The organism is Streptomyces sp. NPDC048172 (assembly GCF_043202595.1).
Lineage (GTDB): Bacteria > Actinomycetota > Actinomycetes > Streptomycetales > Streptomycetaceae > Streptomyces.
This window is the reverse complement of sequence record NZ_JBIDAT010000001.1, coordinates 231187-254556: the sequence shown is the minus strand read 5'-3', so window position 1 is coordinate 254556 and position 23370 is coordinate 231187. Positions and strand designations below refer to the sequence as shown.

At 73.2% G+C, this 23370-nt stretch carries 22 protein-coding genes; 4 read left to right on the top strand and 18 right to left on the bottom strand.

Translation table 11 applies throughout. The annotated features are described in order from the left end of the window. Positions 1-34: 34 nt before the first annotated feature. From rimI to ACGF3A_RS01235, 3 genes are all read right to left on the bottom strand, one after another. Positions 35-529 carry a ribosomal protein S18-alanine N-acetyltransferase gene (gene rimI, locus ACGF3A_RS01245; RefSeq protein ID WP_393727082.1) on the bottom strand — a complete coding sequence of 165 codons (495 nt, stop codon included), beginning with the start codon at positions 527-529 and terminating at the stop codon, positions 35-37. A gap of 151 nt (positions 530-680) precedes the next feature. After that, positions 681-1352: a tRNA (adenosine(37)-N6)-threonylcarbamoyltransferase complex dimerization subunit type 1 TsaB gene (gene tsaB / locus ACGF3A_RS01240; RefSeq protein WP_393724519.1), complete on the bottom strand. Its 672-nt coding sequence runs from the start codon at positions 1350-1352 to the stop codon at positions 681-683. 9 nt (positions 1353-1361) lie between these two features. Continuing rightward, complete coding sequence (locus ACGF3A_RS01235) at positions 1362-2696, bottom strand: DUF2993 domain-containing protein (protein WP_393724517.1); 1335 nt, start codon at positions 2694-2696, stop codon at positions 1362-1364. 214 nt (positions 2697-2910) lie between these two features. Here ACGF3A_RS01235 and ACGF3A_RS01230 point away from each other — a divergent pair, with 214 nt between their 5' ends. Next, the gene (locus ACGF3A_RS01230) at positions 2911-3480 is read left to right on the top strand and encodes a hypothetical protein (RefSeq protein ID WP_393724515.1); all 570 of its coding nucleotides are present in this window, start codon (positions 2911-2913) and stop codon (positions 3478-3480) included. 232 nt (positions 3481-3712) lie between these two features. Here ACGF3A_RS01230 and ACGF3A_RS01225 read toward each other — a convergent pair whose 3' ends face one another. The 6 genes from ACGF3A_RS01225 to ACGF3A_RS01200 all read right to left on the bottom strand — a co-directional run bounded on the left by ACGF3A_RS01225 (position 3713) and on the right by ACGF3A_RS01200 (position 8597). Further along, positions 3713-3880, bottom strand: a complete 168-nt coding sequence (locus ACGF3A_RS01225) for a hypothetical protein (RefSeq protein ID WP_393724513.1) — start codon at positions 3878-3880, stop codon at positions 3713-3715. 139 nt (positions 3881-4019) lie between these two features. After that, positions 4020-4529 carry a tRNA (adenosine(37)-N6)-threonylcarbamoyltransferase complex ATPase subunit type 1 TsaE gene (gene tsaE / locus ACGF3A_RS01220; RefSeq protein WP_393724511.1) on the bottom strand — a complete coding sequence of 170 codons (510 nt, stop codon included), beginning with the start codon at positions 4527-4529 and terminating at the stop codon, positions 4020-4022. Then, complete coding sequence (locus ACGF3A_RS01215; protein WP_393724509.1) at positions 4483-5598, bottom strand: alpha/beta fold hydrolase; 1116 nt, start codon at positions 5596-5598, stop codon at positions 4483-4485. Before ACGF3A_RS01215 ends, tsaE begins: the two co-directional genes overlap by 47 nt. A 60-nt stretch (positions 5599-5658) precedes the next feature. Then, entirely contained in the window at positions 5659-6834 is a 1176-nt protein-coding gene (gene alr, locus ACGF3A_RS01210; RefSeq protein ID WP_393724508.1) for an alanine racemase, read from the bottom strand. 60 nt (positions 6835-6894) lie between these two features. Beyond that, positions 6895-7902 carry a L,D-transpeptidase gene (locus ACGF3A_RS01205; RefSeq protein WP_393724506.1) on the bottom strand — a complete coding sequence of 336 codons (1008 nt, stop codon included), beginning with the start codon at positions 7900-7902 and terminating at the stop codon, positions 6895-6897. A gap of 134 nt (positions 7903-8036) precedes the next feature. Then, the gene (locus ACGF3A_RS01200) at positions 8037-8597 is read right to left on the bottom strand and encodes a DinB family protein (RefSeq protein ID WP_393724504.1); all 561 of its coding nucleotides are present in this window, start codon (positions 8595-8597) and stop codon (positions 8037-8039) included. A gap of 38 nt (positions 8598-8635) precedes the next feature. On the opposite strand from ACGF3A_RS01200, the gene ACGF3A_RS01195 reads away from it, so the two are divergent. After that, entirely contained in the window at positions 8636-9124 is a 489-nt protein-coding gene (locus ACGF3A_RS01195) for a GNAT family N-acetyltransferase (RefSeq protein ID WP_393724502.1), read from the top strand. Here the strand turns inward: ACGF3A_RS01195 and ACGF3A_RS01190 are convergent. The 4 genes from ACGF3A_RS01190 to glmS form a co-directional block, all read right to left on the bottom strand. After that, on the bottom strand, positions 9121-10644 hold the full coding sequence (locus ACGF3A_RS01190) for a class I adenylate-forming enzyme family protein (RefSeq protein ID WP_393724500.1): 1524 nt from the start codon (positions 10642-10644) through the stop codon (positions 9121-9123). The two genes, ACGF3A_RS01195 and ACGF3A_RS01190, sit on opposite strands and share 4 nt — an antisense overlap. 378 nt (positions 10645-11022) lie before the next feature. After that, positions 11023-12483: an NAD(P)H-hydrate dehydratase gene (locus ACGF3A_RS01185; RefSeq protein WP_393724498.1), complete on the bottom strand. Its 1461-nt coding sequence runs from the start codon at positions 12481-12483 to the stop codon at positions 11023-11025. Positions 12484-12498: 15 nt separating this feature from the next. Continuing rightward, positions 12499-12867, bottom strand: a complete 369-nt coding sequence (locus tag ACGF3A_RS01180; protein ID WP_393724496.1) for a holo-ACP synthase — start codon at positions 12865-12867, stop codon at positions 12499-12501. 13 nt (positions 12868-12880) lie between these two features. Continuing rightward, positions 12881-14743: a glutamine--fructose-6-phosphate transaminase (isomerizing) gene (glmS, locus tag ACGF3A_RS01175; protein WP_393724494.1), complete on the bottom strand. Its 1863-nt coding sequence runs from the start codon at positions 14741-14743 to the stop codon at positions 12881-12883. A 95-nt stretch (positions 14744-14838) separates the two neighbouring features. Between glmS and coaA the strand changes: the two genes are divergently transcribed. Next, positions 14839-15786: a type I pantothenate kinase gene (coaA, locus tag ACGF3A_RS01170; protein WP_393724492.1), complete on the top strand. Its 948-nt coding sequence runs from the start codon at positions 14839-14841 to the stop codon at positions 15784-15786. A 325-nt stretch (positions 15787-16111) separates the two neighbouring features. Here coaA and glmM read toward each other — a convergent pair whose 3' ends face one another. The 4 genes from glmM to ACGF3A_RS01150 all read right to left on the bottom strand — a co-directional run bounded on the left by glmM (position 16112) and on the right by ACGF3A_RS01150 (position 20879). Next, positions 16112-17488 (bottom strand): phosphoglucosamine mutase, encoded by a 1377-nt coding sequence (glmM, locus tag ACGF3A_RS01165; RefSeq protein ID WP_393724490.1) that lies wholly within the window; start codon positions 17486-17488, stop codon positions 16112-16114. Between the two features lie 157 nt (positions 17489-17645). Further along, complete coding sequence (rpsI, locus tag ACGF3A_RS01160; protein WP_393724488.1) at positions 17646-18155, bottom strand: 30S ribosomal protein S9; 510 nt, start codon at positions 18153-18155, stop codon at positions 17646-17648. Between the two features lie 42 nt (positions 18156-18197). Continuing rightward, entirely contained in the window at positions 18198-18641 is a 444-nt protein-coding gene (gene rplM, locus ACGF3A_RS01155) for a 50S ribosomal protein L13 (RefSeq protein WP_393724487.1), read from the bottom strand. A gap of 615 nt (positions 18642-19256) precedes the next feature. After that, positions 19257-20879, bottom strand: a complete 1623-nt coding sequence (locus tag ACGF3A_RS01150; RefSeq protein WP_393724485.1) for an ABC-F family ATP-binding cassette domain-containing protein — start codon at positions 20877-20879, stop codon at positions 19257-19259. A 65-nt stretch (positions 20880-20944) separates the two neighbouring features. On the opposite strand from ACGF3A_RS01150, the gene ACGF3A_RS01145 reads away from it, so the two are divergent. Continuing rightward, positions 20945-21796 (top strand): hypothetical protein, encoded by an 852-nt coding sequence (locus tag ACGF3A_RS01145; protein ID WP_393724483.1) that lies wholly within the window; start codon positions 20945-20947, stop codon positions 21794-21796. 6 nt (positions 21797-21802) lie between these two features. On the opposite strand, the gene ACGF3A_RS01140 is transcribed toward ACGF3A_RS01145, so the two are convergent. Further along, a complete protein-coding gene (locus ACGF3A_RS01140) occupies positions 21803-23275 on the bottom strand; it encodes an AAA family ATPase (RefSeq protein ID WP_393724481.1) in 1473 nt (490 codons plus the stop codon). Positions 23276-23370: the final 95 nt, after the last annotated feature.

Here is a 23370-nt window from a genome sequence, read left to right as displayed (position 1 = left end):
GTTCGGTGTGCCTCGTTCCTCAGGTTTCTCAGGATCAGGAGGGGTGGGAGGGGTGCGCGGGAGCCGTGGGGACGGCGACCGCCGACGCCGGGTCGGCCAGCCGCATCACGAGCGCGTCGACGTTGCCCGGCTGGTAGTAGCCGCGGCGGATGCCGACGGGGACGAAGCCGAAGCGCTCGTAGAGCCGCTGGGCCGGGGTGTTGTCCACCCGGACCTCCAGCAGGACCTCGGCGCACTCGAAGTCCGTCGCGGCGCGCAGCAGCGTACGGAGGAGGTGGGCGCCCAGGCCCGTGCCGCGGCAGGACGGGAGCACGCCGATGGTCTGTATGTCGCCCATGCCGCCGACGGCCGCGAGGCCGCCGTAACCGACGAGCGTGCCGTCGGCGCGGGCCGCGACGAGGTAGCGGCGGGTGGCGTGCGGGCCGCGGGCGTGCGCCAGCTCGGACCAGAACATCCCCTCGGACCAGGCGTCCTCGGGGAAGAGCTCGTCCTCCAGGGCGAGCACCGGGCCGATGTCCCACCAGCGCATCTCACGCAGCGTGACGCCGTCGGCCGCGTGCTCGGCCGCGGGCACCGGGGCCGCCGGAGCCGCCGGAGTCGCAGGGGCCGCCGGAGTCGCCGAGGCCGCCGGAGTCGCCGAGGCCGACGGGCCGTCGCCGCTCACTTCGCGCTCACTTCGCTCACTTCGGCGTGACCACCTTGTAGTTCGCCGGGACCTTCGCGTCCGGGCGGCGCAGATAGAGCGGGCGGGGCGGCGGCAGCTCCTCGCCGCGCGCCAGCCGCTCCGCCGCGAGCCGGGCCAGCGGGGCGGCGGACAGGTCCGCGGGCAGGTCCTCGTGCAGGGCGGGGAACGCGTCCGCGTACAGCACGGCGCCCGCCCCCACGGCGGGCAGCGCACGCACCCCGGGGTCGATCTCCGCGGGGCGGTCGACGGCGGGCTCGCTCTCCCTCGTACGCGCGTCCGCGTACCGCGCCCAGTAGACCTCCTTGCGCCGGGCGTCGGTCGCGACGACGAAGGGGGTCTCCAGCCCCGAGGCGTACGCGAGGCCGTCCAGGCTGCAGATGCCGTGCACCCGCGCGCTCCCCCCGAGCGCGGCGCCGAACGCCTCGGCCGTCGCCAGCCCGACCCGCAGCCCCGTGTACGGCCCCGGGCCGACGCCGACGACGATGTCGGTGACCTCGGCGAGCTTCCGTCCGGCCGCGCGCAGCACGCGGTCCACGGACGGGAGGAGCAGCTCACCGTGCCGACGGGCGTCGACCTGGTCGGCGGCGGCGAGCGTCTCCCCCGTGTCGGCGTCGTGCAGGGCGACCGTGATGGCGGGTGTGGCGGTATCCAGAGCGAGCATCAGCACCCCACCACCCTACGGCGCCGAACCGGCCCCCTTCTTCGCGTCCTCGGTCTCCTTGACGGAGTTCCCGGCGCCGCCGCCGAACGGCACGTTGACGCCCGTCACCTGGGCGCGGATGCCGTCCTTGGCCACCGAGATCCCGCGCAGCCGCACGTCACCGGGCATCTCCGGCAGCTTCAGGGAGAGGGAGAGCTTGTCGGCGAGCTTCGGCTCCTCGATCTTCTGCAGCCCCGCGACCAGCGCCGGGTCGAGGCCGAGCTTCTTCATCAGCCAGGGGTTCTCCATGACGACGTCGACCATGTTCACCTTCATGATCTTGTCGAGGAACTTCGGCGCACCCGTCACCCGGTGCAGCTCGGCCTCGCTCTGCCGCACCCGCTGGGCCCGCTCGTCCGAGAGCCCGAAGCGCTTGGTGACCGCGCGGACACCGAAGAGCGCCTTGGCCTTGGAGGCGTCGCGCTGGACGCGCTCGGCGAGCGGCCGCGCCAGCCGCAGCCCGCCGTCCGCGCCCTTGCCCGGGACGTACGAGAAGAGGCCGGGGACGTCGAGCCGCATGTCGTCGACGGTGGTGCCGACCCCGTGGTCACCCGTGCGCATGAGGTGGGCGCGGGCCCTGACCTTGACCTCCTTGCCCGCGATCGGCAGCTTGCCGTCGGCGAGCACGGTGTTCTTGCCGCCCGCGGTGAACTTGACCTGCGAGGTGCCGAGTTCCCGGTCGAGGTCGTCGAAGGCGAGCAGCACGTCGCCGCGCATCCGGCCGAGGACGGCGCCCTTGATGGAGGTGGGCGCGTCACCGACGATCTTGACGTCGTTGACGGTGCCGTTGACCTGCGCGACGGAGACGCGGCCCGCGGGCACGTCCGGGATGGTCAGGTCGACGTGGTCGAGCCGGTCGCCCGCCAGCTGCGTGAGGAAGGGGAAGCCCCGGACGTGCACCTCGGGCTCGGCGTGCAGCTTGAGGGCCTTCTGCACCTTCTCCGCCGCCTTGTCCTCGGCGTAGTAGGCGGCGAGCCGGTCGCCCGCGGCGAGCAGCACGCACAGCACGCACAGGGCGATGCCGAGCTTGACCGCCATGGTGAGCCGCGAGCGGCGCCGCCTGCGCACGGCCCGCAGATAGGGCATCTGGTCCTCGTACTCGGGCTCGTCGTAGTCCGAGCGGAGCGCGAAGCCGAGGGGCCCCTCCTCGTACGGATGGTCGTACGGGTTGTCATCCGTGGACGGCTCCGAGGAGAGCGCGTCGTACGGGTTCGGCTTGGGCTCTCCGGCGGGGGGCGGAGCGTCCGGCGGGGCGAGCGAGGCCAGCTCGTCGTAGGGGTTGGACGACGGCGGAGCGGTGGACGAGGGCACACGCGGTATGGGGGTGGTGGAGCTCGGAGATGAACCGTGGGGGGTCATCGCCATATGCGAACACAGGGGCGGCGGTTACTCCAAGTCCCACCGGTGGGCAGGGCTTCGGCCCCTACCCGTCTGTCCGGAATCCTTCCCGCGCTGCTGCTACCGTCGGGAAGACCCCGGCTGTCCCGGGGGACGAACGGGCAGGCACGAGAGGTGGCGGCACACGGTGGCACGCGGCAGCGGGAACAGCGCGGGAGTGTTCGTGACCGGCCTCACCGTGGCCGCGCTCGCGGTGATCGGCTTCTTCGCCTTCCAGGCGAACGCCGCCCAGGACCGCGCCGAGAAGCACGCGCCGAGCGCCTCGGACTCCTCCTCCCCCTCGAAGGACACCTCCTCCGGCAAGGCCAAGGACAGCAAGGCGCTCCCGGACCGCTCGGGCCGCGGCACGCGGGTGGTCTACGCGCTGGGGCGGGAGCGGGTCTGGCTCGTCGGCAAGAGCGGCAAGGTCCAGCGCACGTACCGCGTGATGCCCAGCACGGTCAGCCCCTCGCCGGGCACCTACAAGGTCACGTCGCGCTCCTCGCAGATCACCGGCTCGGACGGCGTCCCGATCGAGAACGTGGTCCGGTTCGCCGACGTCGACGGCGTCACCATCGGCTTCAGCGCGGCGGTCGACGGCTCGATGCCGAACCAGGACCCCGAGCGCAAGACGGGCGGCATCCGCGAGAAGCGGGCGGACGGCGAGGCGCTCTGGGTTTTCGCAACGATCGGACGCCCCGTCATCGTCGTCCGCTGAGCCCTTCGGGGCTGGGCAGGGGCTGCCCCGTGCCGTGCGTTGCAGGCTGCGGCTGCTTCGTGGCTTGTCGCGCAGTTCCCCGCGCCCCTGGAGGTGCGGGGCGCTCTGAAGCAGGCCCCGGAGGGGCCGCTTCAGGGGCGCGGGGAACTGCGCGCCCAGCCACCCACGACCCGCGGTCTGCGATGAGCAGCCGGGGGCAGCCCCTGCCCAGCAGCCACGCGGAGCGCCAGCGCTAGCGCTGGGCCGGAACCGGGGGCTCGGGGAGCGGCTCCGCTTCCTCGCGCGCGGACGACTCCGGGGGCCGGGAGACGGCGTCCGCCGCGGCGCAGGACGCCAGCAGCGCACTCATCGACGGCGTCTTGTACGACTGCGGCTTCTGCTCGGGCTCATGTGCCGGCATGACACCTCCCGGGGCTGGGCACCGACGTGGTTAGGCACACCTAACCGCGCTCTGGCCTCCCATGGGACCACGGCATCAGCCGTGCACGCAACATCTTGCCGACACGCTGTCGACAACGGTACGAGGGTCAGGCGCGGCGTCAGCCCAGCGCCGAGAGGTCCTCGGCCGCCCAGCGCGCGCCCACCCCGGTGAACGTCACGGTCCGCGACTCGTCGACCTCGTCGACCCCGTCGGCCTCGCCCCGCGACCGTTCGATCACGACGTGCAGCCGGTCCTCCGTCAGCTCCTCGACGCGGCCCTCGCCCCACTCGACGACGACCACGGACTCCGGCAGCGAGACGTCGAGGTCCAGGTCCTCCATCTCCTCCAGCCCGCCGCCCAGCCGGTACGCGTCGACGTGCACCAGCGGCGGTCCCCCGCCCAGCGGCGGGTGGACGCGCGCGATGACGAAGGTGGGCGAGGTCACGGCGCCGCGCACGCCCAGCCCCGCCCCGAGTCCACGCGTCAACGTCGTCTTCCCGGCGCCGAGTTCCCCCGTCAGCAGGACGAGGTCACCGGCGCGCAGGAGCTTGGCGAGCCGCTCGCCCAGCTCCCGCATCCGGTCAGACGTGGCGACGGTCAGGCTGTACTGATGGTGCGGTGCTCCCATAGACGCGGAGGATACGCGTCAGCAGGTCGGACATGCTTTCGGAGACGGCCTCGGGGCGCTCCAGCATCAGCAGGTGCCCCGTCTCCTCCAGCACCACCAGCTCGGCGGCGGGCAGCGCGGCGGCGATCCGCTCGCTGTGCTCCAGCGGCGTCAGCAGGTCGCGGTCCCCGGTGAGGACGAGCGCGGGCACGCCGTCGAACGCCGCGAGCGCCGCCGTCTTCTCGTGCGCGGCGAAGGCGGGGTAGAACTCGGCGACGACGTCCACCGGCACCGACTCGATCAGCTTCTCCGCGAACCGCGCGACCCCCGCGTCCACGTCCCGCGCCGCGCCGAACGAGTACCGCTTGACGAGGCCCGCGAAGAGATCGGCGGTGGCCCGCCGCCCCCGCTCGACCAGTTCGGTCTGCTTGACCAGGGCGCGCAGCACCCCGGGCACCACGCGCCGCACCGCCTTCACGCCGACGGCCGGGAGCCCGTACGTCACCTCGCCCAGGCCGCCCGCGCTGGTGCCGAGCAGCGCGACGCCGACGACGCGCTCCTCGACGTCCGCCGGGTACTGCGCGGCGAGCGCCATCGCCGTCATCCCGCCCATCGAGTGCCCGACGAGCACGACGGGGCCCTCCGGGACTGCCGTGTCGAGCACGGCCTTCAGATCGCGGCCGAGCAGGTCGATGGAGACCTCCTCGCCCTCGGGGCCGCGCCCGGAACGGCCGTGGCTGCGCTGGTCCCAGTAGACGGCCCGCACGTCGCCGCGCTCGCGCAGGGCGGCGCGCTGGAAGTGCCAGACGTCCTGGCTGAGGCAGTAGCCGTGCGAGAAGACGAGGGTGAACGGCAGCTCCTCGCCGCCGGGTTCGGGCTCGTCCGTCTCGTAGTACAGCTCCGTGCCGTCCTCCGCGACCGCGACGCCCTCGGCGCCGCGCAGCGTGCCGTACGGGCCTTCGGCGTCGAGCGCGAGGCGCGCCTTGCGCCGCACCGCGCGGTTGACGGTCAGCCGCTCCAGCGCGACCCCGGCCGCGACGACCCCCAGCGCGGCACCCGCGAGCCCCGCCCTGCGCCGTGGTGTGCTCATCGTGCGTCCCCCGTGACTGCCGTGCCCAGTGGTGCGTATCGCCTGTCGTGCACGTTCCCGTCAGGCGCCGACGTACACGCGGGGGACGCGGGGGCTGATACGGGTCACGATCTCGTAGCCGATGGTGCCCGCGGCGCGAGCCCAGTCCTCGGCGGTGGGCTCGCCCCGGTCGCCGGGGCCGAAGAGCACGGCCTCGTCACCGGCCTCGGCCGTGTCGCCGTCGAGGTCCACGACGAACTGGTCCATCGCGATCCGCCCCGCCACCGTCCGCCACTTGCCCGCGACGAGGACGGGGCCCGCGCCCGAGGCGTGCCGCGGGATGCCGTCGCCGTAGCCGACGGGGACGAGGCCGAGGGTGGTCGCGCCCGGCGTCGTGTACGTGTGCCCGTAGCTCACGCCGTGGCCGCCCGGCACCCGCTTGGTCAGGGCGAGGGAGGCGCTCAGCGTCATCGCGGGGCGCAGCCCCAGCCCGGCGGGGACGCCGATCTCGGGGGACGGCGAGAGCCCGTAGACCGAGACGCCGGGGCGTACGAGGTCGAAGTGGGACTCGGGGAGGGTCAGCGTCGCGGGCGAGTTCGCGTGGTGGCGCACCTCCGGGTCGAGCCCGGCGCGCGCGGCGGTGGCCAGGGCCTCGCGGAACGCGTCGAGCTGCGCGGCGATCGAGGGGTGGCCCGGCTCGTCGGCGCAGGCGAAATGCGACCAGATCCCGGTGACCTTCAGCGCGCCCTCGGCCTCGGCGGCGCGGGCCGCCGCCACGAGGTCCGCCCAGTCGGCGGGCTGGCAGCCGCCGCGGCCCAGGCCTGTGTCGGCCTTGAGATGCACCCGCGCCGTACGGCCGCTCGCGCGGGCGGCGTCGGTGATCTCATCGAGGGCCCAGCGGGCGCTCGCCGAGACGTCGATGTCGGCCTCGATCGCCTCGCGCCAGGGGCCGCCCGGGGTCCACACCCAGCACATCAGCCGCCCGGTGTCGCCCGCGGCGCGCAGCGCGAACGCCTCCTCGGGCGTCGCGGTGCCGATCCAGCTCGCCCCCGCCTCGCGCGCGGCGCGGGCGCAGGGAACCGCCCCGTGCCCGTAGCCGTCCGACTTCACCACGGCCATCAGCTCGGCACGGGAGGCACGGGCACGGAGGGCCCGTACGTTGTCGCGCACCGCCCCGAGGTCGATCTCGGCGCGGGCACGGACGGTCGCGTGCGCGAGCGCGGCTGAGGGAGCGGTCAGGCTGTTGACGCTGTTCACCGCTTCAGTGTCGCAGGTGACGGTTTCGTCAGGTTCGGGCGTCGTCAGGTTCCGGCGTCGTCAGGTTCCGGGCCTGCGGCCCCACACGTAGACCCGGTCGCCCTTGCGGAGCGTCGCCCAGAGCCGCTCGGCGTCCTTGTACCGGAGGTTCACGCAGCCGTACGAGCCCGGCGGGCTGTAGATGTCGGCGTAGATGCCGTGGAAGGCCTGGCCCCCGCTGAAGAACTGGGAGAACGGCATCGCCGAGTGGTAGAGCGACGACCAGTGGTCCCGGTGGCGCCAGTAGACCCGGAACCAGCCGGTACGGGTGCGGTACCCGGCCCTGCCCGTACGGACGGGGACCGGCGCGTAGACGATCCGCTGCCCGTCCCGCACCCACATCATCTGCCGCTTCAGGTCGACGCACGCCACCCGGCCGGGGCGCGCGGGGCAGCCCTTGAGCCGGTGCGCGTTCTTGCGCGCCGACTCCAGCTGCATGACGCGCCACGTCGAGGGCCCGGCGAAGCCGCTCGCCGGGCGGATGGCGTGCTCCGTCTGGTAGCGCTGGATCGCGGCGCAGTCGCGCGGGGACTGCCGCCCGTCCTCCGGCAGCCGCAGGTACCGCTCGGCCTGCCGCTGGTACGGGCCCGTGCTGCTGGTGCAGCGCGGCGCCTGCGACCTGGGCGTCTCGGCCTCGCCCCGCGGTACGTACTCGATCACGCCCTGCGCGGCGTGCTTCCCCGTGGGCGTACGGCCCAGGTGGCCGTTCTGGTGGGGCTGCGGGCCGAAGGGCGCGGGGGCGAGCCGCTGGTCGGGGGTGTCGAACGGCTTCCGGCCCTCGGCACCGGGGGAGACGCCGGGGACGAGCCCCGCCTCGGGCACGGGGTCCGAGGCGGAGTCGGGGGCGGAGGCGGCGGGGGCGGCGGAGGCGGGGGCGGCGCCCGTCGCCGCCGAGGGGTCGTTCGGCCCGGGGCCGGGGGCACGGTCGCCCGTCGAGGCGCCGGCACCGGGACCGGCCAGGAGCAGGGGCACGGTGAGGGCCGCGACGAGCGCGGCCGCGAGGTCTCTTCGTCCTGTTCTGAAGTGCACGGCTGAGCCATGACCGCACGCCGCCGTCCCCGCCCGCGCGGCCCGCGAAATCCACTCCCGCGCCGCGCGAGCGCTACCGGAACGGAGTCACGGGCGGAGTCACGGGCGGAGTCACGGGCCCGCGGACGGAGGCCTCAGCGCCCCGTCGCCCCGTCGATCCGCTCCCGGAGCAGATCCGCGTGCCCGCAGTGCTGCGCGTACTCCGCGATCATGCCGATGAGCACCCGGCGCAGCGAGACCGGCTGCCCGCTGGCGAGGTGCGTGCCCGTCGCGTCCAGGTCGGGCGTCGCGGCGACCAGCTCGCGGGAACGGGCGCACTCCTCCCGCCAGGTCGCCAGGTCGGCGGCCGGGTCGCCGCCCTCCCACTCGAAGTCCTGGTCGGGATCCTCGTCCGAGTAGAACAACAGGGGGAGGTCCTGCTCCCCGAACTGGATGCGGAACCACCAGCGCTCCACCCCCGCCAGATGCCGCAGCAGCCCCTGGAGGCTCAGCGCCGAGGGCGCGACGCTCTGCTCGCGCAGCCGCTCGGGCGGCACGCCCTCGCACTTCAGCGCCACCGTCTCCCGATACCACTCCAGATACGCCGTCAGGAGCTCGCGCTCGTCCCCCACCAGCGGCAACGGCGTGCGCGGATCGCCCTCCCACTTGGGCGCGAGGTGCTGCGGCAAGGGATTCTCCCGCTCTTCTCCACTCATGCCCGGAGTCTCCCAGCGCCCACTGACAAAATGACCGGGTGAACTGGATCATCGCCCCGGCCTCCGTCGAGGCCCCCGAGGCGAGGGCGACCGTGCGCGCCTACATCGCCGACATAGCCAGCCGTTACTACGGCCGTCCCGCCACCGATCGGGAGATCGACGAGGCGCTCGACGAGGAGCCCGACACCGAACTGGTGCCGCCCAAGGGGGCGTTCCTGCTCGCCCGCGACGGCGACGGCGGGCCCGTCGGCGGCTGCTCGGGCACCCGCCTGCTGGACCCGGCGACCGCGACGGCCGAGCTCAAGCGGGTCTGGGTGGCCCCGCACGCCCGCCGCCAGGGCCTGGGCTCGCTCCTCGTCGAGGCGGCGGAGGACGCGGCCCGCGCGCTGGGCGCCACCGCGATCCGCCTCGACACCCGGCACGACCTCGTCGAGGCCCGCACGCTCTACGCCGCCCGCGGCTACGCCGAGATCGCCCCGTACAACTCCGGCCCCTACGCGGACCACTGGTTCGAGAAGCGTCTCTAGAGGCCGGCCGCCCGCAGCGCCCGCAGCGCCCGCTTGTCGATCTTGTGCAGGGCCGTGCGCGGCAGCCGGGGCAGGAGAACGGTCTCCCGCGGCCGGTACAGCTCCCCCAGCTCCCGCGCCACGGCGTCGGCCGCGGCGCCGGTGTCCACCCCGTCGCCCACGAGGAACAGCCGTACCGCCTCGCCGAACCGCGCGTCCGGAACGCCGACCCCCGCGGCCTCCCGTACGCCCGGCAGCGAGGCGGCGAAGTCGTCCAGGAGGCGGGAGTAGACGTTGTCGGACCCCTGGCCGGTGACGATGACGTCCCGCGCGCGGTCGACCAGGAACAGATAACCCTCCTCGTCGCGGTGGCCGAGGTCGCCGGTGTGCAGCCACCCGTCCCGCAGCGTTTCCGCCGTACGGTCCGGATCGCCCGCGTAACCGAGCATCGCCACGGGGCTGCGCACCACCACCTCGCCGACCTCCCCGGGCGGCAGCGCGGCGCCGTCCTCGCCGCGGATCTCCAGCTCCGTGCCGGGCAGCGGACGCCCGCAACTGCGCCACCGGGGGTCCTCGGCGGACCGCGGCAGGTCCTGCGGGGGCAGGGCGCAGATGGCCATGCACTCGGACTGCCCGTAGCCCTGGCTGACGATCCGTCCGAACACCTCCACGGCCTGCCGCAGCCGGGCGGGCGCGATGGGTGCGGCACCGGTGCTGATCTGCCGCAGGTGCGGCAGGGCACCGGGGCGGCACCGCGGCTCGTCCAGCAGCTGCGAGAGCATCGGGGGCACCAGCCCCGTCACGCCGATCTCCTCGTCGCGCAGCGCCGTGAACGCCGCCGCCGGGTCCCACTCCGGCAGCACCACCAGCGTGGAACCGCTCAACAGGGCGTGCAGCATGGTCAGATGCCCGCTGCTGTGCGTCAGGCTCGTCGCCACGAGGACCCGCTGCCCGGCGTCGCCGTCGCCGGACGCCGCCATCACGTCGTACAGCAGGCGCCCGTGCGCCGGGAGCTTCGGCGAGCCGAGGGTGCCGCCGGTGTAGAGCACGGTCACCACGTCTCCGGCGGCCGGTACCGGTCCGGGATGCTCGGCGGGGCACGCCGCGGCGAGCGCGGGCAGGCCCTCGGCTTCCAGCGAGAGCAGCGGGGGCGGCGGCGCGGCGCAGCGGGCGCGGGCGCGCTCGGCCTGCTCGTGGTGTTCCGGGGAGACGATCACGGCGCGGGCGCCGGAACGCTCCATGAGCGACGCGAGCTCGCCGGGGCCGGGCTCCGACGGCAGGAACACCAGGCGGCAGCCGATCAGATGCACGGCCAGATGCGTCAGTACGGCCTCGGGCCCGTTGGCGGTGAACGCCCCTACGGCGTCGCCGGGGCGCAGGCCCCAGCGCCGCAGCGCGTGCGCCATCCGGAACAGTTCCCGCCGCGCCTCCCCGCGGCTCATCCGCCGACCGCCGCCCCCGGCCTCCACGAGCGCCTCGGCCTCCTCGTCCTTCTCCCAGTGGGCCAGCACGACGTCGAGATACGTTCCGTGACCGTTCATACGCAAAATGCAACCACGAACAGCCCAACACCCGTAAATCTCCCCGAGCCCCTACCTCTCCCTGCGCGAAGCGTGGGGGCTCTGCGCTTCTCCCTCCACCCCGCTGTGCTTGGGAAGTCTGCGCAAGGCGCAGGGTTGGCAAGCGCAGCCCCCTTCGCCGGGTGCCCCGCGCAACGGGGCCGGGTTCGGGGTGCCCCGGGCTGTGGTTCGCGGGGTGCGGCCGCATCGTGGCTTGTCGCGCAGTTCCCCGCGCCCCTTAGGGCAAAGGAGCAAGCCCCGAGGTGTCGTGACCGGGCGCGCCCACGCGGCGGAGCCGCAGATCAAACACAGGCCCGCGCCCCTGAGGGAACAGGGGCAAGCCCCGACTTCTCGGGGCCGTTAAGGCGTGGCGCTCTGCCAGGCGGTCGGCAAGGCGTGGGCGATGTCCATCGCGGTGAGCGGAGGAGTCGCGTGGCGGGCCGCGAGGCCGTGGAGGTAGGCGCCGACCGACGCCGCGTCACGGGCCGTGAGGCCCCCCGCGAGGAGCGAGCCGGTCACCCCCGACAGGACGTCGCCGCTTCCGGCCGTGGCCAGCCACCCGGTGCCGGTCGCGTTGACGCGTACCGGCACAGCGGGGTCCGGGTCCGCCACCAGCGTCGTGGAGCCCTTCAGCAGCACCGTCGCGCCCGTCAGCGACGCCAGCTCCCGTACGGAGGTGAGGCGCGCGGCCTCGATCTCCTCGCGGCCGCGCCCCAGCAGGGCCGCCGCCTCGCCCGCGTGGGGCGTCAGGACGGTGGGCGCGGTCCGCGCGCGGACCGCGGCCACGTCCATCAGGCGCAGACCGTCCGCGTCCACGAGCACCGGCACGTCGGCGGTGAGGACGTCCGCGACCAGTTCCCGCGCGGCGGAACCGCCGCCGAGGCCCGAGCCGACGGTCCACGCCTGGACGCGGCCCGCACGCCGCACCGGCCCCTCCGTGAGCAGCACCTCGGGGAACGTCCGGATCACCTGTTCGCGGACGTTCCCGGCCTCGCCGAGATAGCGCACGGCGCCCGCCCCGCCCCGCAGCGCGCCCGCGACCGCCAGCACGGCGGCGCCCGGGTACGTGGCCGAACCGGCCGCGACCCCGACGACCCCCCGCCGGTACTTGTCGCTCTCCGCGCCGGGCCGCGGCAACAGCCGTGCCACGTCGGCGTGCTGGAGCGCCTCCGCGTCCGCGACCTGCGGCAGGTGCGCGTCCAGGCCGATGTCGACGAGCCGCACCGCGCCCGTACGCCCGTGCGCCGGGTCGATGAGCAGCCCCGGCTTGTACGTCCCGAAGGTGACCGTCGCCTCCGCCCGGACGGCCTGTCCGTTCACCTCGCCCGTGTCCGCGTCCACGCCGCTCGGCAGGTCCACGGCGACGACCGGCACCCCGGCGTCCCGCACGAGGTCGGTCAACTCCACGGCGGCGGGCCGCAGTCCGCCCTTGCCGCCGATGCCCACGATGCCGTCCACGACGAGGTCGGCCCGGCCGATCAGCCGCGCGTACGGCGCGGCGGGCACGCCGCCCACCACCCGGCCCCCGGCGGCGCGCAGCTCGCGCAGTCCGCCCTCGTGCGCGCGCTCCGGGGAGAGCAGCACTGCCGTCACCCCGGCCCCGCGCCGCGCGAGCAGCGCCCCCGCGTACAGCGCGTCCCCGCCGTTGTCCCCGCTGCCGACGAGCAGGACGACGCGCGCCCCGTACGTACGGCCGAGCAGTCCCCGGCAGGCGGCGGCGAGCCCGGCGGCGGCGCGGCGCATCAGCGTCCCCTCGGGGAGCCGCGCCATCAGCTCCCGCTCCGCCGTGCGGACGGTCTCCACGCGATAGGCGAACCTCATGGGACCAGTGTGGGCTCAGCCCTCCGCCACCACCACCGCCGAGGCCACGCCCGCGTCGTGGGAGAGCGAGAGGTGCCAGCCCCGCACCCCCATCTCCTCGGCGCGGGCCAGCACCGTCCCGCTCACCACCAGATACGGCTGCCCCGAGTCGTACGTACGGACCTCGGCGTCCGTCCAGCGCAGCCCCCCGGGTGCGCCGAGCGCCTTGGCGAGGGCCTCCTTCGCGGCGAAGCGGGCCGCCAGCGACGCGGCCCCGCGCCGCTCCCCGCCCGGCAGCCACAGCTCCCGCTCCACGAAGAGCCGCCCCGCCAGCCCCGGCGTCCGCTCCAGCGACGCGGCGAACCTGTCGATCTCCGCCACGTCGATCCCCACCCCTACGATCACCTTGCTACGCCCCTCACTCCACCGTCACCGACTTGGCCAGGTTCCGCGGCTGGTCGACCTCGTTGCCGCGGGCCGTGGCCAGTTCGCAGGCGAAGACCTGCAGCGGCACCGTCGCGACCAGCGGCTGCAGCAGCGTCGGCGTCTCCGGGACCTCGACCAGGTGGTCGGCGTACGGCACCACGGCCGTGTCGCCGCGCTCGGCGACGACGATGGTCAGGGCGCCCCGCGCGCGGATCTCCTGGATGTTGGACACGATCTTGTCGTGCAGCACCGAGCGCCCGCGCGGCGAGGGCACGACCACGACGACCGGCACCCCGTCCTCGATCAGCGCGATCGGCCCGTGCTTGAGCTCCCCGGCCGCGAAGCCCTCGGCGTGCATGTACGCCAGCTCCTTCAGCTTCAGCGCGCCCTCCAGGGCGACGGGGAAGCCGACGTGCCGCCCGAGGAAGAGCACCGTGTTCCGGTCCGCGAGGCCCCGGGCCAGCTCCCGTACGGGCTCCATCGTGCCGAGCACCTCCTCGACCCAGGCGCTGGCCTCGGACAGCTCGCGCACCAGCTCGCCGATCTCGTCGCCCCACTTGGTGCCCCGCACCTGGCCCAGGTAGAGCGCCACCAGGTAGCAGGCGACGAGCTGCGTGAGGAACGCCTTGGTCGAGGCGACGGCGACCTCGGGGCCCGCGTGCGTGTAGAGGACGGCGTCCGACTCCCTCGGGATCGTCGAACCGTTCGTGTTGCAGATGGCCAGCACCCGCGCGCCCTGCTCGCGCGCGTGCCGCAGCGCCATCAGCGTGTCCATCGTCTCGCCGGACTGGCTCACCGCGATGACCAGCGTCCGGGAGTCCAGGATCGGGTCCCGGTAGCGGAACTCGCTGGCCAGCTCGGTCTCGCAGGGGATCCGGGTCCAGTGCTCGATGGCGTACTTCGCGATCATCCCGGCGTGGTACGCGGTGCCGCAGGCCACTATCACGACCTTGTCGACCTCCCGCAGCACCGAGTCGGGGATCCGCACCTCGTCGAGCGTCAGCTCGCCCGCCCGGTCGATCCGCCCGAGCAGCGTGTCCGCGACGGCCTTCGGCTGCTCGGCGATCTCCTTGAGCATGAAGTAGTCGTAGCCGCCCTTCTCGGCGGCCGAGGCGTCCCAGTCCACGTGGTACGTCCGTACGTCCGCCGGGGCACCGTCGAAGTCCGTCACCGTCACCCCGGCGCCCCGCCGCAGCTCCACGACCTGGTCCTGGCCCAGCTCGATCGCCTCGCGGGTGTGCGCGATGAAGGCGGCGACGTCCGAGGCGAGGAAGTACTCCCCGTCGCCGTCCCCGTCCCCCACACCGACCACGAGCGGCGAGTTGCGCCGGGCGCCGACGACCGCGTCCGGGTCGTCCGCGTGCACCGCCACCAGCGTGAACGCGCCCTCCAGCAGGCGGCACGTCTGCCGCATCGCCTCGGCCAGGTCGCCGCAGGACGAGAAGGACTCGGCGAGCAGATGCGCGACGACCTCGGTGTCCGTCTCCGAGGTCAGCTCGTGGCCCCGGTCGGTCAACTCGGCGCGCAGCACGGCGAAGTTCTCGATGATCCCGTTGTGGACGACCGCGACCCGGCCCGCGTTGTCGAGATGGGGGTGCGCGTTGGCGTCCGTGGGCCCGCCGTGGGTGGCCCAGCGGGTGTGCCCGATCCCGGCGTGCCCGGCGGGCAGCGGCCGTTCGGCCAGCTCCTTCTGGAGGTTGGCGAGCTTCCCCGCCTTCCTCGCCGCCGCGAGCCCGCCGTCGGCGAGCACGGCGGCTCCTGCCGAGTCGTACCCCCGGTACTCCAGCCTCTGAAGCCCGGCGAGCACCACCTCCAGCGCTGACTGCCCGCCCACATAGCCGACGATTCCGCACATAGATACCCCTTCCAACCCGCTGGCCTGCCATGTGTACCGCACACCGCGCGTCAGAACACCTCCCGGGTGCGTACGTCACTCCCGCCCCGCGCACAATGGGCCACGTGTCCACCAAGCCCTACGTCGACCTCAGCCGCGCGGAGTGGAGCGCGCTGCGCGAACGGACCCCGCTGCCGCTGACGGCGGCCGAGGTCGAGGAGCTGCGCGGCCTCGGCGACGTCATAGACCTGGACGAGGTGCGGGACGTCTACCTCCCGCTCTCCCGCCTCCTCAACCTGCACGTCGGCGCCACCCACGGCCTGCGCGACGCGCTCAACACCTTCCTCGACCGCCACGAGCCGAACGGCACCCCGTTCGTCATAGGCGTCGCGGGCAGCGTGGCGGTAGGCAAATCCACGGTCGCGCGGCTCTTGGCGGCACTCCTCGCCCGCTGGCCCGAGCACCCGCGCGTCGAACTGGTGACGACGGACGGCTTCCTCTTCCCCAAGGCCGAGCTGGAACGGCGCGGGCTGATGTCCCGCAAGGGCTTCCCCGAGTCGTACGACCGCCGGGCCCTCACCCGCTTCGTAGCCGACGTCAAAGCAGGCAAACCCGAGGTCACAGGCCCGGTCTACTCCCACCTGATCTACGACATCGTGCCGGACGAACGGCTGACGGTGCACCGCCCTGACATCCTGATCGTCGAGGGCCTCAACGTCCTCCAGCCCGCCCTCCCCGGCAAGGACGGCCGCACGCGCCTCGCCGTCGCCGACTACTTCGACTTCTCCGTCTACGTGGACGCCCGTACGGACGACATCGAGCGGTGGTATCTGGACCGCTTCCGCAAGCTCCGCGCCACGGCGTTCCAGAACCCGCGCTCGTACTTCCACAAGTACACGGCGGTCTCGGAGGAGGAGGCGCTGGATTACGCCCGCAACACCTGGCGCACGATCAATCGCCCCAACCTCCAACAGAACATCGCCCCTACCCGTGGCCGAGCCACCCTCCAACTCCACAAAGGGCCCGACCACAAGGTCGAACGCTTGTCCTTGCGCAAACTCTGAAGGAGGCGGCCCCCGGGCTGCCCCCGCCCGTGCTTCGCCGAGTGCGACTACGTCGTAGCTGATCGCGCAGTTCCCCGCGCCCCTGAGGGGGCACGCCCCACCTCTCCCGCTGCGCTTGGGAAGTCTGCGCTTCTCCCCCCGCTGTGCTTGGGAAGTCTGCGCAAGGCGCAGGGTTGGCAAGCGCAGCCCCCCACGCCGGGTGCCCCGTGCACAAGAGCCGCGCCCGGGGTGCCCCGGACTGTGCTTCGCGGACTGCCGCCGCGTCGTGGCTTGTCGCGCAGTTCCCCGCGCCCCTTAGGGAGAAGGGGCAAGCCCTCTTGAACGGTCAGCCCAAGGCGCGCTTGACGACGTCGGCGAGGCGGGCCGCGACGCCGCGTGCCTGTTCGAGGTCGGCGGCCTCGACCATGACCCGGACCAGAGGCTCCGTACCGGAGGGCCGGAGGAGGACGCGCCCCGTCTCCCCCAGTTCACGCTCCGCCTCCGCGACAGCGGAGACCAGCTCGGGCGCCGAGGACACCCGCGAACGGTCGACGTCCGGGACGTTGACCAGGACCTGCGGCAACCGCTCCATCACACCGGCCAGCTCACCGAGCGGCTTGCCCGTAGCCGCGACCCGAGCCGCCAGCATCAGCCCCGTCAGCGTGCCGTCGCCCGTCGTGGCGTGGTCGAGGACGATGACGTGGCCCGACTGCTCGCCGCCCAGCGAGTACCCGCCGCGCTTCATCTCCTCCAGGACGTAGCGGTCACCGACCGCGGTCTGGAGGAGCGCGAGCCCCTCCCGCTCCATGGCCAGCTTGAAGCCGAGGTTGGACATGACGGTGGCGACCACGGTGTCCTTGCGGAGCTGCCCGGCCTCCTTCATCGCGAGCGAGAGCACGGCGAGGATCTGGTCGCCGTCGATCTCCTGGCCCGCCGCGTCCACGGCGAGGCAGCGGTCCGCGTCGCCGTCGTGGGCGACGCCCAGGTCGGCGCCGTGGTGGACGACGGCGGCGCGCAGCCCGTCCAGGTGCGTGGAGCCGCAGTCCTCGTTGATGTTGAGCCCGTCGGGGTCGGTGCCGATCGTCACCACGTCGGCACCGGCCCGCGCGAAGGCCTCAGGGGAGACGCGCGAGGCCGCGCCGTGCGCGCCGTCGATGACGACCTTGAGCCCGTCGAGGCGGTTGGGGAGGACGCCGATGAGGTGGGCGACGTAGTTGTCGAAGCCCTCGTCGTAGTCGCGCACGCGTCCGACGCCCGCGCCGGTGGGACGGGCCCACGCCTCGCCCGCCGCGTGCTCGCGGTACAGGCGCTCGATGCGGTCCTCCAGCTCGTCGGGGAGCTTGTGGCCGCCGCGCGCGAAGAACTTGATGCCGTTGTCGGGCATGGGGTTGTGGCTCGCGGAGAGCATGACGCCCAGGTCGGCGCCGAGCGCACCGGTCAGGTAGGCGACGGCGGGCGTCGGCAGCACGCCGACGCGCAGCACGTCGGCCCCCGCGCTGGCGAGGCCCGCGACGACGGCGGCCTCCAGGAACTCCCCGGACGCGCGGGGATCCCGCCCGACCACCGCGACGGGCCTGGTCGCCTCGCCGTGCGCGGCGTCGGCACCGGCCCTCGCCTCGGTCAGCACATGGGCCGCCGCGACCGACAGGCCGAGCGCGAGCTCCGCCGTCAGCCCCTCGTTGGCGACGCCACGTACACCGTCCGTACCGAAGAGTCGTCCCACAGTCGTTCCTCCGAGTCCATCGGGTGGGGGCCGCCCTGACGGCCCGACATACACCAGGTATACGCCCCGTTACGCGTACCGCCCCCAAAGACGGATGCCCCGTCGGCACCGAGGTGCCGACGGGGCATCCGAGAAGCGGCTCCAGCCAGCGCGCGCGTCAGCGCTTGCTGTACTGGGTGCCCTTGCGAGCCTTCTTGAGACCGGCCTTCTTGCGCTCGACCGCACGGGCGTCACGCGTGAGGAAGCCGGCCTTCTTGAGGGGACCGCGGTTGTTGTCCACGTCCGCCTCGTTCAGCGCACGGGCCACGCCGAGGCGCAGCGCGCCCGCCTGGCCCGAGATGCCGCCGCCGGCGATGCGGGCGACGACGTCGTAACGGTCATCGAGCTCCAGGACCTTGAAGGGCTCGTTGACTTCCTGCTGGTGCACCTTGTTGGGGAAGTACCCCTCCAGGGTGCGACCGTTGATCTTCCACTGGCCGCTGCCCGGGATGATCCGGACGCGGGCGATGGCGTTCTTGCGGCGACCGGTGCCCGCGGCGGGCTGCGGGTCGCCGAAACGGGACGCCATGGACTCGGAGGTGTACTCCTCCGGCGTCTCAGGGGTCTCGGTGGTGTACTCCTCGACGCCCTCGACGGGGGTCTCGGTCTCCGGAGTGGTCTCGGCCACGATTCTCCTCAGCTTTTCTTCAGTCTTAGGGGGTGGCCGGACTTACTGCGCGACCTGGCTGATCTCGAACGGCACGGGCTGCTGAGCACCGTGCGGGTGCTGGTCGCCCGAGTAGACCTTCAGCTTGGAGAGCATCTGACGGCCCAGAGAGTTCTTCGGGAGCATGCCCTTGATGGCCTTCTCCACGGCCTTCTCGGGGTTCTTCTCCAGCAGCTCGTCGTAGCGGACCGAGCGGAGACCGCCCGGGTACCCGGAGTGGCGGTAGGCCATCTTCTGGGTCCGCTTGTTGCCGGACAGGTGCACCTTGTCGGCGTTGATGATGACGACGAAGTCACCGGTGTCGACGTGAGGCGCGTACACCGGCTTGTGCTTGCCCCGGAGAAGGGTGGCGGCCTGCGTGGCCAGACGGCCCAGGACGACGTCCTGGGCGTCGATGATGTGCCACTGGCGCTGGACGTCGCCGGGCTTGGGGCTGTACGTACGCACGGTCGTAGCCTTCGCTTAGTGAGTGAGTCCTGACAAGGCCACCAGGAGATTCACGACAGACAAGACCGCGTGCGGTGACGCATCCGCACACTGATCGCTGGAAATCGACCGGTAGGCCGGTGTAAGGGCTCCCCACGTGAGATAGGCAAGCCAATACACACAACGATGAAGCAGAATACCGGCCCCCACCCGTACGGGTCAAAACGCGGGCCGCCAGCGCTCCGCCCACCGCCGTCCAGGACAGGGGCACCCCCCTGTCCCTACACCGCGGCCCCGCGGCAGTCACCCCGGGCAGAGACTGCCCCGGACTGTGCTTCGCGGCCCGCGGGTGCGTCGCGGCTGGCCGCGCAGTTCCCCGCGCCCCTGCCTCTCCCTGCAGCGCTTGGGAAGTCTGCGCAAGGCGCAGGGTTGGCAAGCGCAGCCCACTTCGCCGGGTGCCCCGCGCAACGGGGCCGCGCCCGGGGTGCCCCGGGCTGTGCTTCGCGGGCTGCGAGTGCGTCGGGGCTGGGCGCGCAGTTCCCCGCGCCCCTGAGGGAACAGGGGCAAGCCCAGAAGTCTTGGACCCGGCGCGCCCCGCGGCGGAGCCGCAAAACAAACACAGCCCCGCGTCGGCGGTCAGCGGGCCCGCGCGACCCGGCCCTCGTCCCAGACCGGCCCCGAGGTCTCCCTCACCCGGCCGTCCGCGCCGAAGACCAGGTAGCGGTCGAAGAGGGTGCGGGCGAACCAGCGGTCGTGGGTGACGGCCAGGACCGTGCCCTCGTAGGAGTCCAGGCCCTCCTGGAGGGCCTCGGCCGACTCCAGGTCCAGGTTGTCCGTCGGCTCGTCCAGGAGGAGGGCCGTCGAGCCCTCCAGCTCCAGCAGGAGGATCTGGAAGCGGGCCTGCTGGCCGCCCGAGAGGCGCTCGAACGTGAGCTCGGCCTGGCGCGTCAGCTCGTACCGCCGCAGGGCTGACATCGACGCGCCGCGGTCCCGCGCGTGCTCCTTCCACAGGATGTCGAGGAGGGTGCGCCCCTCCAGCTCGGGGTGGGCGTGGGTCTGGGCGAAGTGGCCGGGGACGACGCGCGCGCCCAGCTTCCACGCGCCCGTGTGCGCCACGTCACCGCCCGCGAGGAGGCGGAGGAAGTGGGACTTGCCCGAGCCGTTCGACCCGAGGACCGCGACCCGCTCGCCGTAGAAGATCTCCAGGGAGAAGGGCTTCATCAGCCCCGTCAGCTCCAGGTTCTCGCAGGTCACGGCCCGGATACCGGTACGTCCGCCGCGCAGGCGCATCCGGATGTCCTGCTCGCGCGGCGGCTCCATCGGCGGGCCCGCCTCCTCGAACTTCTGCAGCCGGGTGCGGGCTGCCTGGAGCCGGGAGGCCATGTCGGAGTTGAAGGCCGCCTTCTGCTTGTACATGTTCACGAGCCGCTTCAGCTTGGCGTGCTCCTCGTCCCAGCGCCGCCGCAGCTCCTCGAAGCGCGCGAAGCGCTCCTTGCGGGCCTCGTGGTACGTCGCGAAGCCGCCCCCGTGCACCCATACGTCGCTGCCCGCGGCCCCCGGCTCGACGCTGACGATCTTCTCCGCGGAGCGGGCCAGCAGCTCGCGGTCGTGGGAGATGAAGAGCACCGTCTTCTTCGTCTCGCGCAGCTGCTCCTCCAGCCAGCGCTTGCCCGGCACGTCGAGATAGTTGTCCGGCTCGTCCAGCAACAGGACCTCGTCCGTGCCCCGGAGCAGCGACTCCAGCACGATCCGCTTCTGCTCGCCGCCCGAGAGCGTACGGACCTGGCGCCACTGCGCCTTCTCGTACGGCACGCCCAGCGCGGCGACCGTGCACATGTCCCAGAGCGTCTCGGCCTCGTACCCCCGCACCTCGGCCCAGTCGGAGAGCGCCTGCGCGTACTGGAGCTGGGCCGCCTCGTCGTCCCGCTCCATGACGGCCAGCTCGGCCCTGTCCACGGCCTCCGCCGCGTTCCGGATCTCGGGGTGCGCGACCGAGACGAGCAGGTCCCGGACCGTACGCTCGTCGCGCACCGAGCCCACGAACTGCGGCATGACGCCGAGCCCGCCGCCGACCGTCACGGTCCCCCCGTCCGGCTTCAGCTCGCCCGCGATCAGCCGCAGCAGCGTCGTCTTGCCCGCCCCGTTCGCCCCGACGAGCGCGACGGAGGCGCCCTCGCCGACCCGTAGGGAGACATCGTCCAGCAGGGCCCTCCCGTCGGGCAGGTAGTACTCCAGATGTGCGGCCTCGACGTGTCCCATGAGGGCGATTGTCCGGGTCCGAACACCGCCCGGCCAAGCGAATATCGACCACATAGGATGCGCGCATGAGCTTTGGGCAGGGGGGACCCGACTGGGGTTCCGGTTCCGGGGGACCATCGACACCCGACTGGGCCGCGCTCGCCGAGGAGGCGGAGCGGACCCGCGCTCGCCGCCGTCGCTGGCTGCTCGCGGGCGGCGGGGCGCTCGCCGCCGTGCTCATCGGCGGGATCGTCGCCGTCGCGGTCGTCAGCGAGGGCGGCTCGGGCGACGACGCCTCCGACAAGCCCTCCAGCACGCTGCCCCCGGCCAAGGACCTGCCGGAGGAGAGCGGCGGGGCGAAGCCCACCTTCAAGGACGAGCCGCCGCCCCCGCCCCCGCCGAAGGACTTCATCGCCGACGCCGAGCGCGACAAGGCTCCGCTGACCGCCGCCTCCCTCTTCCCCAGCGAGCGCGTCACGATCAACGGCCGCTCGTACAAGCTGGCCAAGACCGACACCAGCGGCAAGTGCGCCGACGCCGCCCACGCGGGCCTCGGCCCTGTCCTCTCCAAGAACGGCTGCGACGCGCTCTACCGCGCCACGTACCGCCGCGACGGGCTCGCGGTCACGGTCGGCATCGCCACGTTCAAGGACAGCGCGGCGGCGGCCAAGGTGAAGACCCAGTACAAGCCGAACCTCGTCGCCCTCCCCGGCGGCGGCGTCCCCGACTTCTGCCGTACGGTCACCTGCCGTACGACCGCCAACTCCCTGGGCCGCTACGCCTACTTCACCATCGCGGGCCGCACCGACGGCAAGCCCTCCCCCGCCTCCGACAAGCTGGCGGAACGCGCGGGCCTCGACGGCTCGAACTACGCCTACGCCCGCGTCCTCCAGCGCGGCAAGGACCAGTCGGAGAAGGCGGCGAAGCCGGGCTCCTAGGGCAGATCACGTCAAGCGCGTGTACGAACCCCTGTACACGTACGCGCCCCCGTCGTCCTCCTCGTCCCCTCCGTCCTCGTCCCCTCCGTCCTCGTCGTACTCCTCCGCGCCGAGCAGGCGGCGGGTGAGGCGGTCGCTGTCGTCGAGGAGTTCGTCCAGGGCCGCCGTCAGGTCGCCGGCCGAAGGGTCCGCGGTCCCTGACCGCTCCGCGGCGAAGAGGACCGTGCGGCGGACCAGTTCCTTCATGAACGAGGCCGTCGTGCCCTCCGTGCGCCGGACCGCCTCCGCCACCGCGTCCTCCGGGAACGCGAGCCCGTGGCCGTACAGCCGGAAGAGCGCGAGCCGGGACTCCGCGTCCGGGAGCGGGACCTCCACCGCCGTGTCCACCCGCCCGGGGCGCCGCACGAGGGCGGGCTCCAGCAGGTCGGCGCGGTTGGTGGTGAGCAGGAACGAGACGTCGGCGTCGTCGCCGAGGCCGTCCATCTCGTTGAGGACCTGGAAGAGCAGCGGCTGCTCGTCGTCGGTGAGGTCCCGCGCCTCGGCGACGAGGTCGCAGTCCTCCAGGACGACCAGCGCGGGCTGGAGCATGCGCGCCAGGGCGCACGCCGCGCCCACGAAGCGCACCGACGTGCCGGACAGCAGAATCACCGTGAACTCGGGCAGCCGCGAGAGCAGATAGCGCACGGTGTGCGTCTTGCCGGTGCCCGGCGGCCCGTACAGCAGCAGGCCGCGGCGCAGGTGCTGGCCGCGCGCCAGCAGCGCCTCGCGGTGCCGGGCCACGCCCACGACCTGCCGCTCGACGCGCTCCAGCAGTCCGGCGGGCAGCACGATGTCCTCCCGGCCGAGGGCAGGGCGCGCGTGCAGCTTGAACGGGCCCACGCCGTCGGCGAACTCGGCGCCCTCGAACGAGACCACCTTGCCCCGGAACACGTTCCGCTCCCGGATCAGCTCCGCCACCCCGGCGAGCAGCCGCTTGGCGTGCTCGCGCGAGGGGGCGAGGACCTCCAGGCGGACGTCCTCCTCGCCGAAGTTCGGGTCGGGGCCGCGCAGCAGGACGGCGTAGCGGTCGTCGCCCTCGCTGCCGAGGTAGAGGCCGAACGAGACGCAGGCCAGCTCCTCCTCCGGCGCGACCGGCACGTACGCGTAGTCCACGGCGCCCAGCTGGACGTTCCCCATCCGCTGCGCGGCGTCCACCAGTTCGGAGAAGGACTCCAGGCGGCGGCCCTCGCCCGCGACACCGAGCAGTTCGGCACGCCGTCCCCCGGCGGCGAACCAGCGCTCGACGGCGAGGTGCACGTTCGCGTGGTCGTACGCCGCGTAGGCGGCCTTCACCACCGGGACCTCGGCCGGTTCGGCGCCCAGGTGCTCGCGGAGACGGGCGGTCAGCGAACGGGCGGGATCGGGCTGCTCACGCTCGACGACCTGTTCGAGAAAACGCTTGAACAGCCCGCCGAATGCAACGACTTCGTCCTGGTCCATCGACACTCCCGTTCCCCCTGAGTACCTCCTGGTCACCGGGAAAGGTAGTACGGCGCTATGGTCCGTCGCAGACCATTAATCAGGGGTGACCGAGG

Excerpts from the sequence above, each read along its gene's own strand:
- coaA (WP_393724492.1), top strand. The coding sequence starts at position 14,839 with ATGGGCCACGTGTCCACCAAGCCCTACGTCGACCTCAGCCGCGCGGAG.
- ACGF3A_RS01190 (WP_393724500.1), bottom strand. The coding sequence starts at position 10,644 with ATGAACGGTCACGGAACGTATCTCGACGTCGTGCTGGCCCACTGGGAG.
- rimI (WP_393727082.1), bottom strand. The coding sequence starts at position 529 with ATGCGCTGGTGGGACATCGGCCCGGTGCTCGCCCTGGAGGACGAGCTC.
- tsaE (WP_393724511.1), bottom strand. The coding sequence starts at position 4,529 with ATGGGAGCACCGCACCATCAGTACAGCCTGACCGTCGCCACGTCTGAC.
- ACGF3A_RS01140 (WP_393724481.1), bottom strand. The coding sequence starts at position 23,275 with ATGGACCAGGACGAAGTCGTTGCATTCGGCGGGCTGTTCAAGCGTTTT.
- ACGF3A_RS01150 (WP_393724485.1), bottom strand. The coding sequence starts at position 20,879 with ATGGGACACGTCGAGGCCGCACATCTGGAGTACTACCTGCCCGACGGG.
- ACGF3A_RS01215 (WP_393724509.1), bottom strand. The coding sequence starts at position 5,598 with ATGAGCACACCACGGCGCAGGGCGGGGCTCGCGGGTGCCGCGCTGGGG.
- ACGF3A_RS01200 (WP_393724504.1), bottom strand. The coding sequence starts at position 8,597 with ATGAGTGGAGAAGAGCGGGAGAATCCCTTGCCGCAGCACCTCGCGCCC.
- ACGF3A_RS01145 (WP_393724483.1), top strand. The coding sequence starts at position 20,945 with ATGAGCTTTGGGCAGGGGGGACCCGACTGGGGTTCCGGTTCCGGGGGA.
- ACGF3A_RS01185 (WP_393724498.1), bottom strand. The coding sequence starts at position 12,483 with ATGAGGTTCGCCTATCGCGTGGAGACCGTCCGCACGGCGGAGCGGGAG.
- glmS (WP_393724494.1), bottom strand. The coding sequence starts at position 14,743 with ATGTGCGGAATCGTCGGCTATGTGGGCGGGCAGTCAGCGCTGGAGGTG.
- ACGF3A_RS01225 (WP_393724513.1), bottom strand. The coding sequence starts at position 3,880 with ATGCCGGCACATGAGCCCGAGCAGAAGCCGCAGTCGTACAAGACGCCG.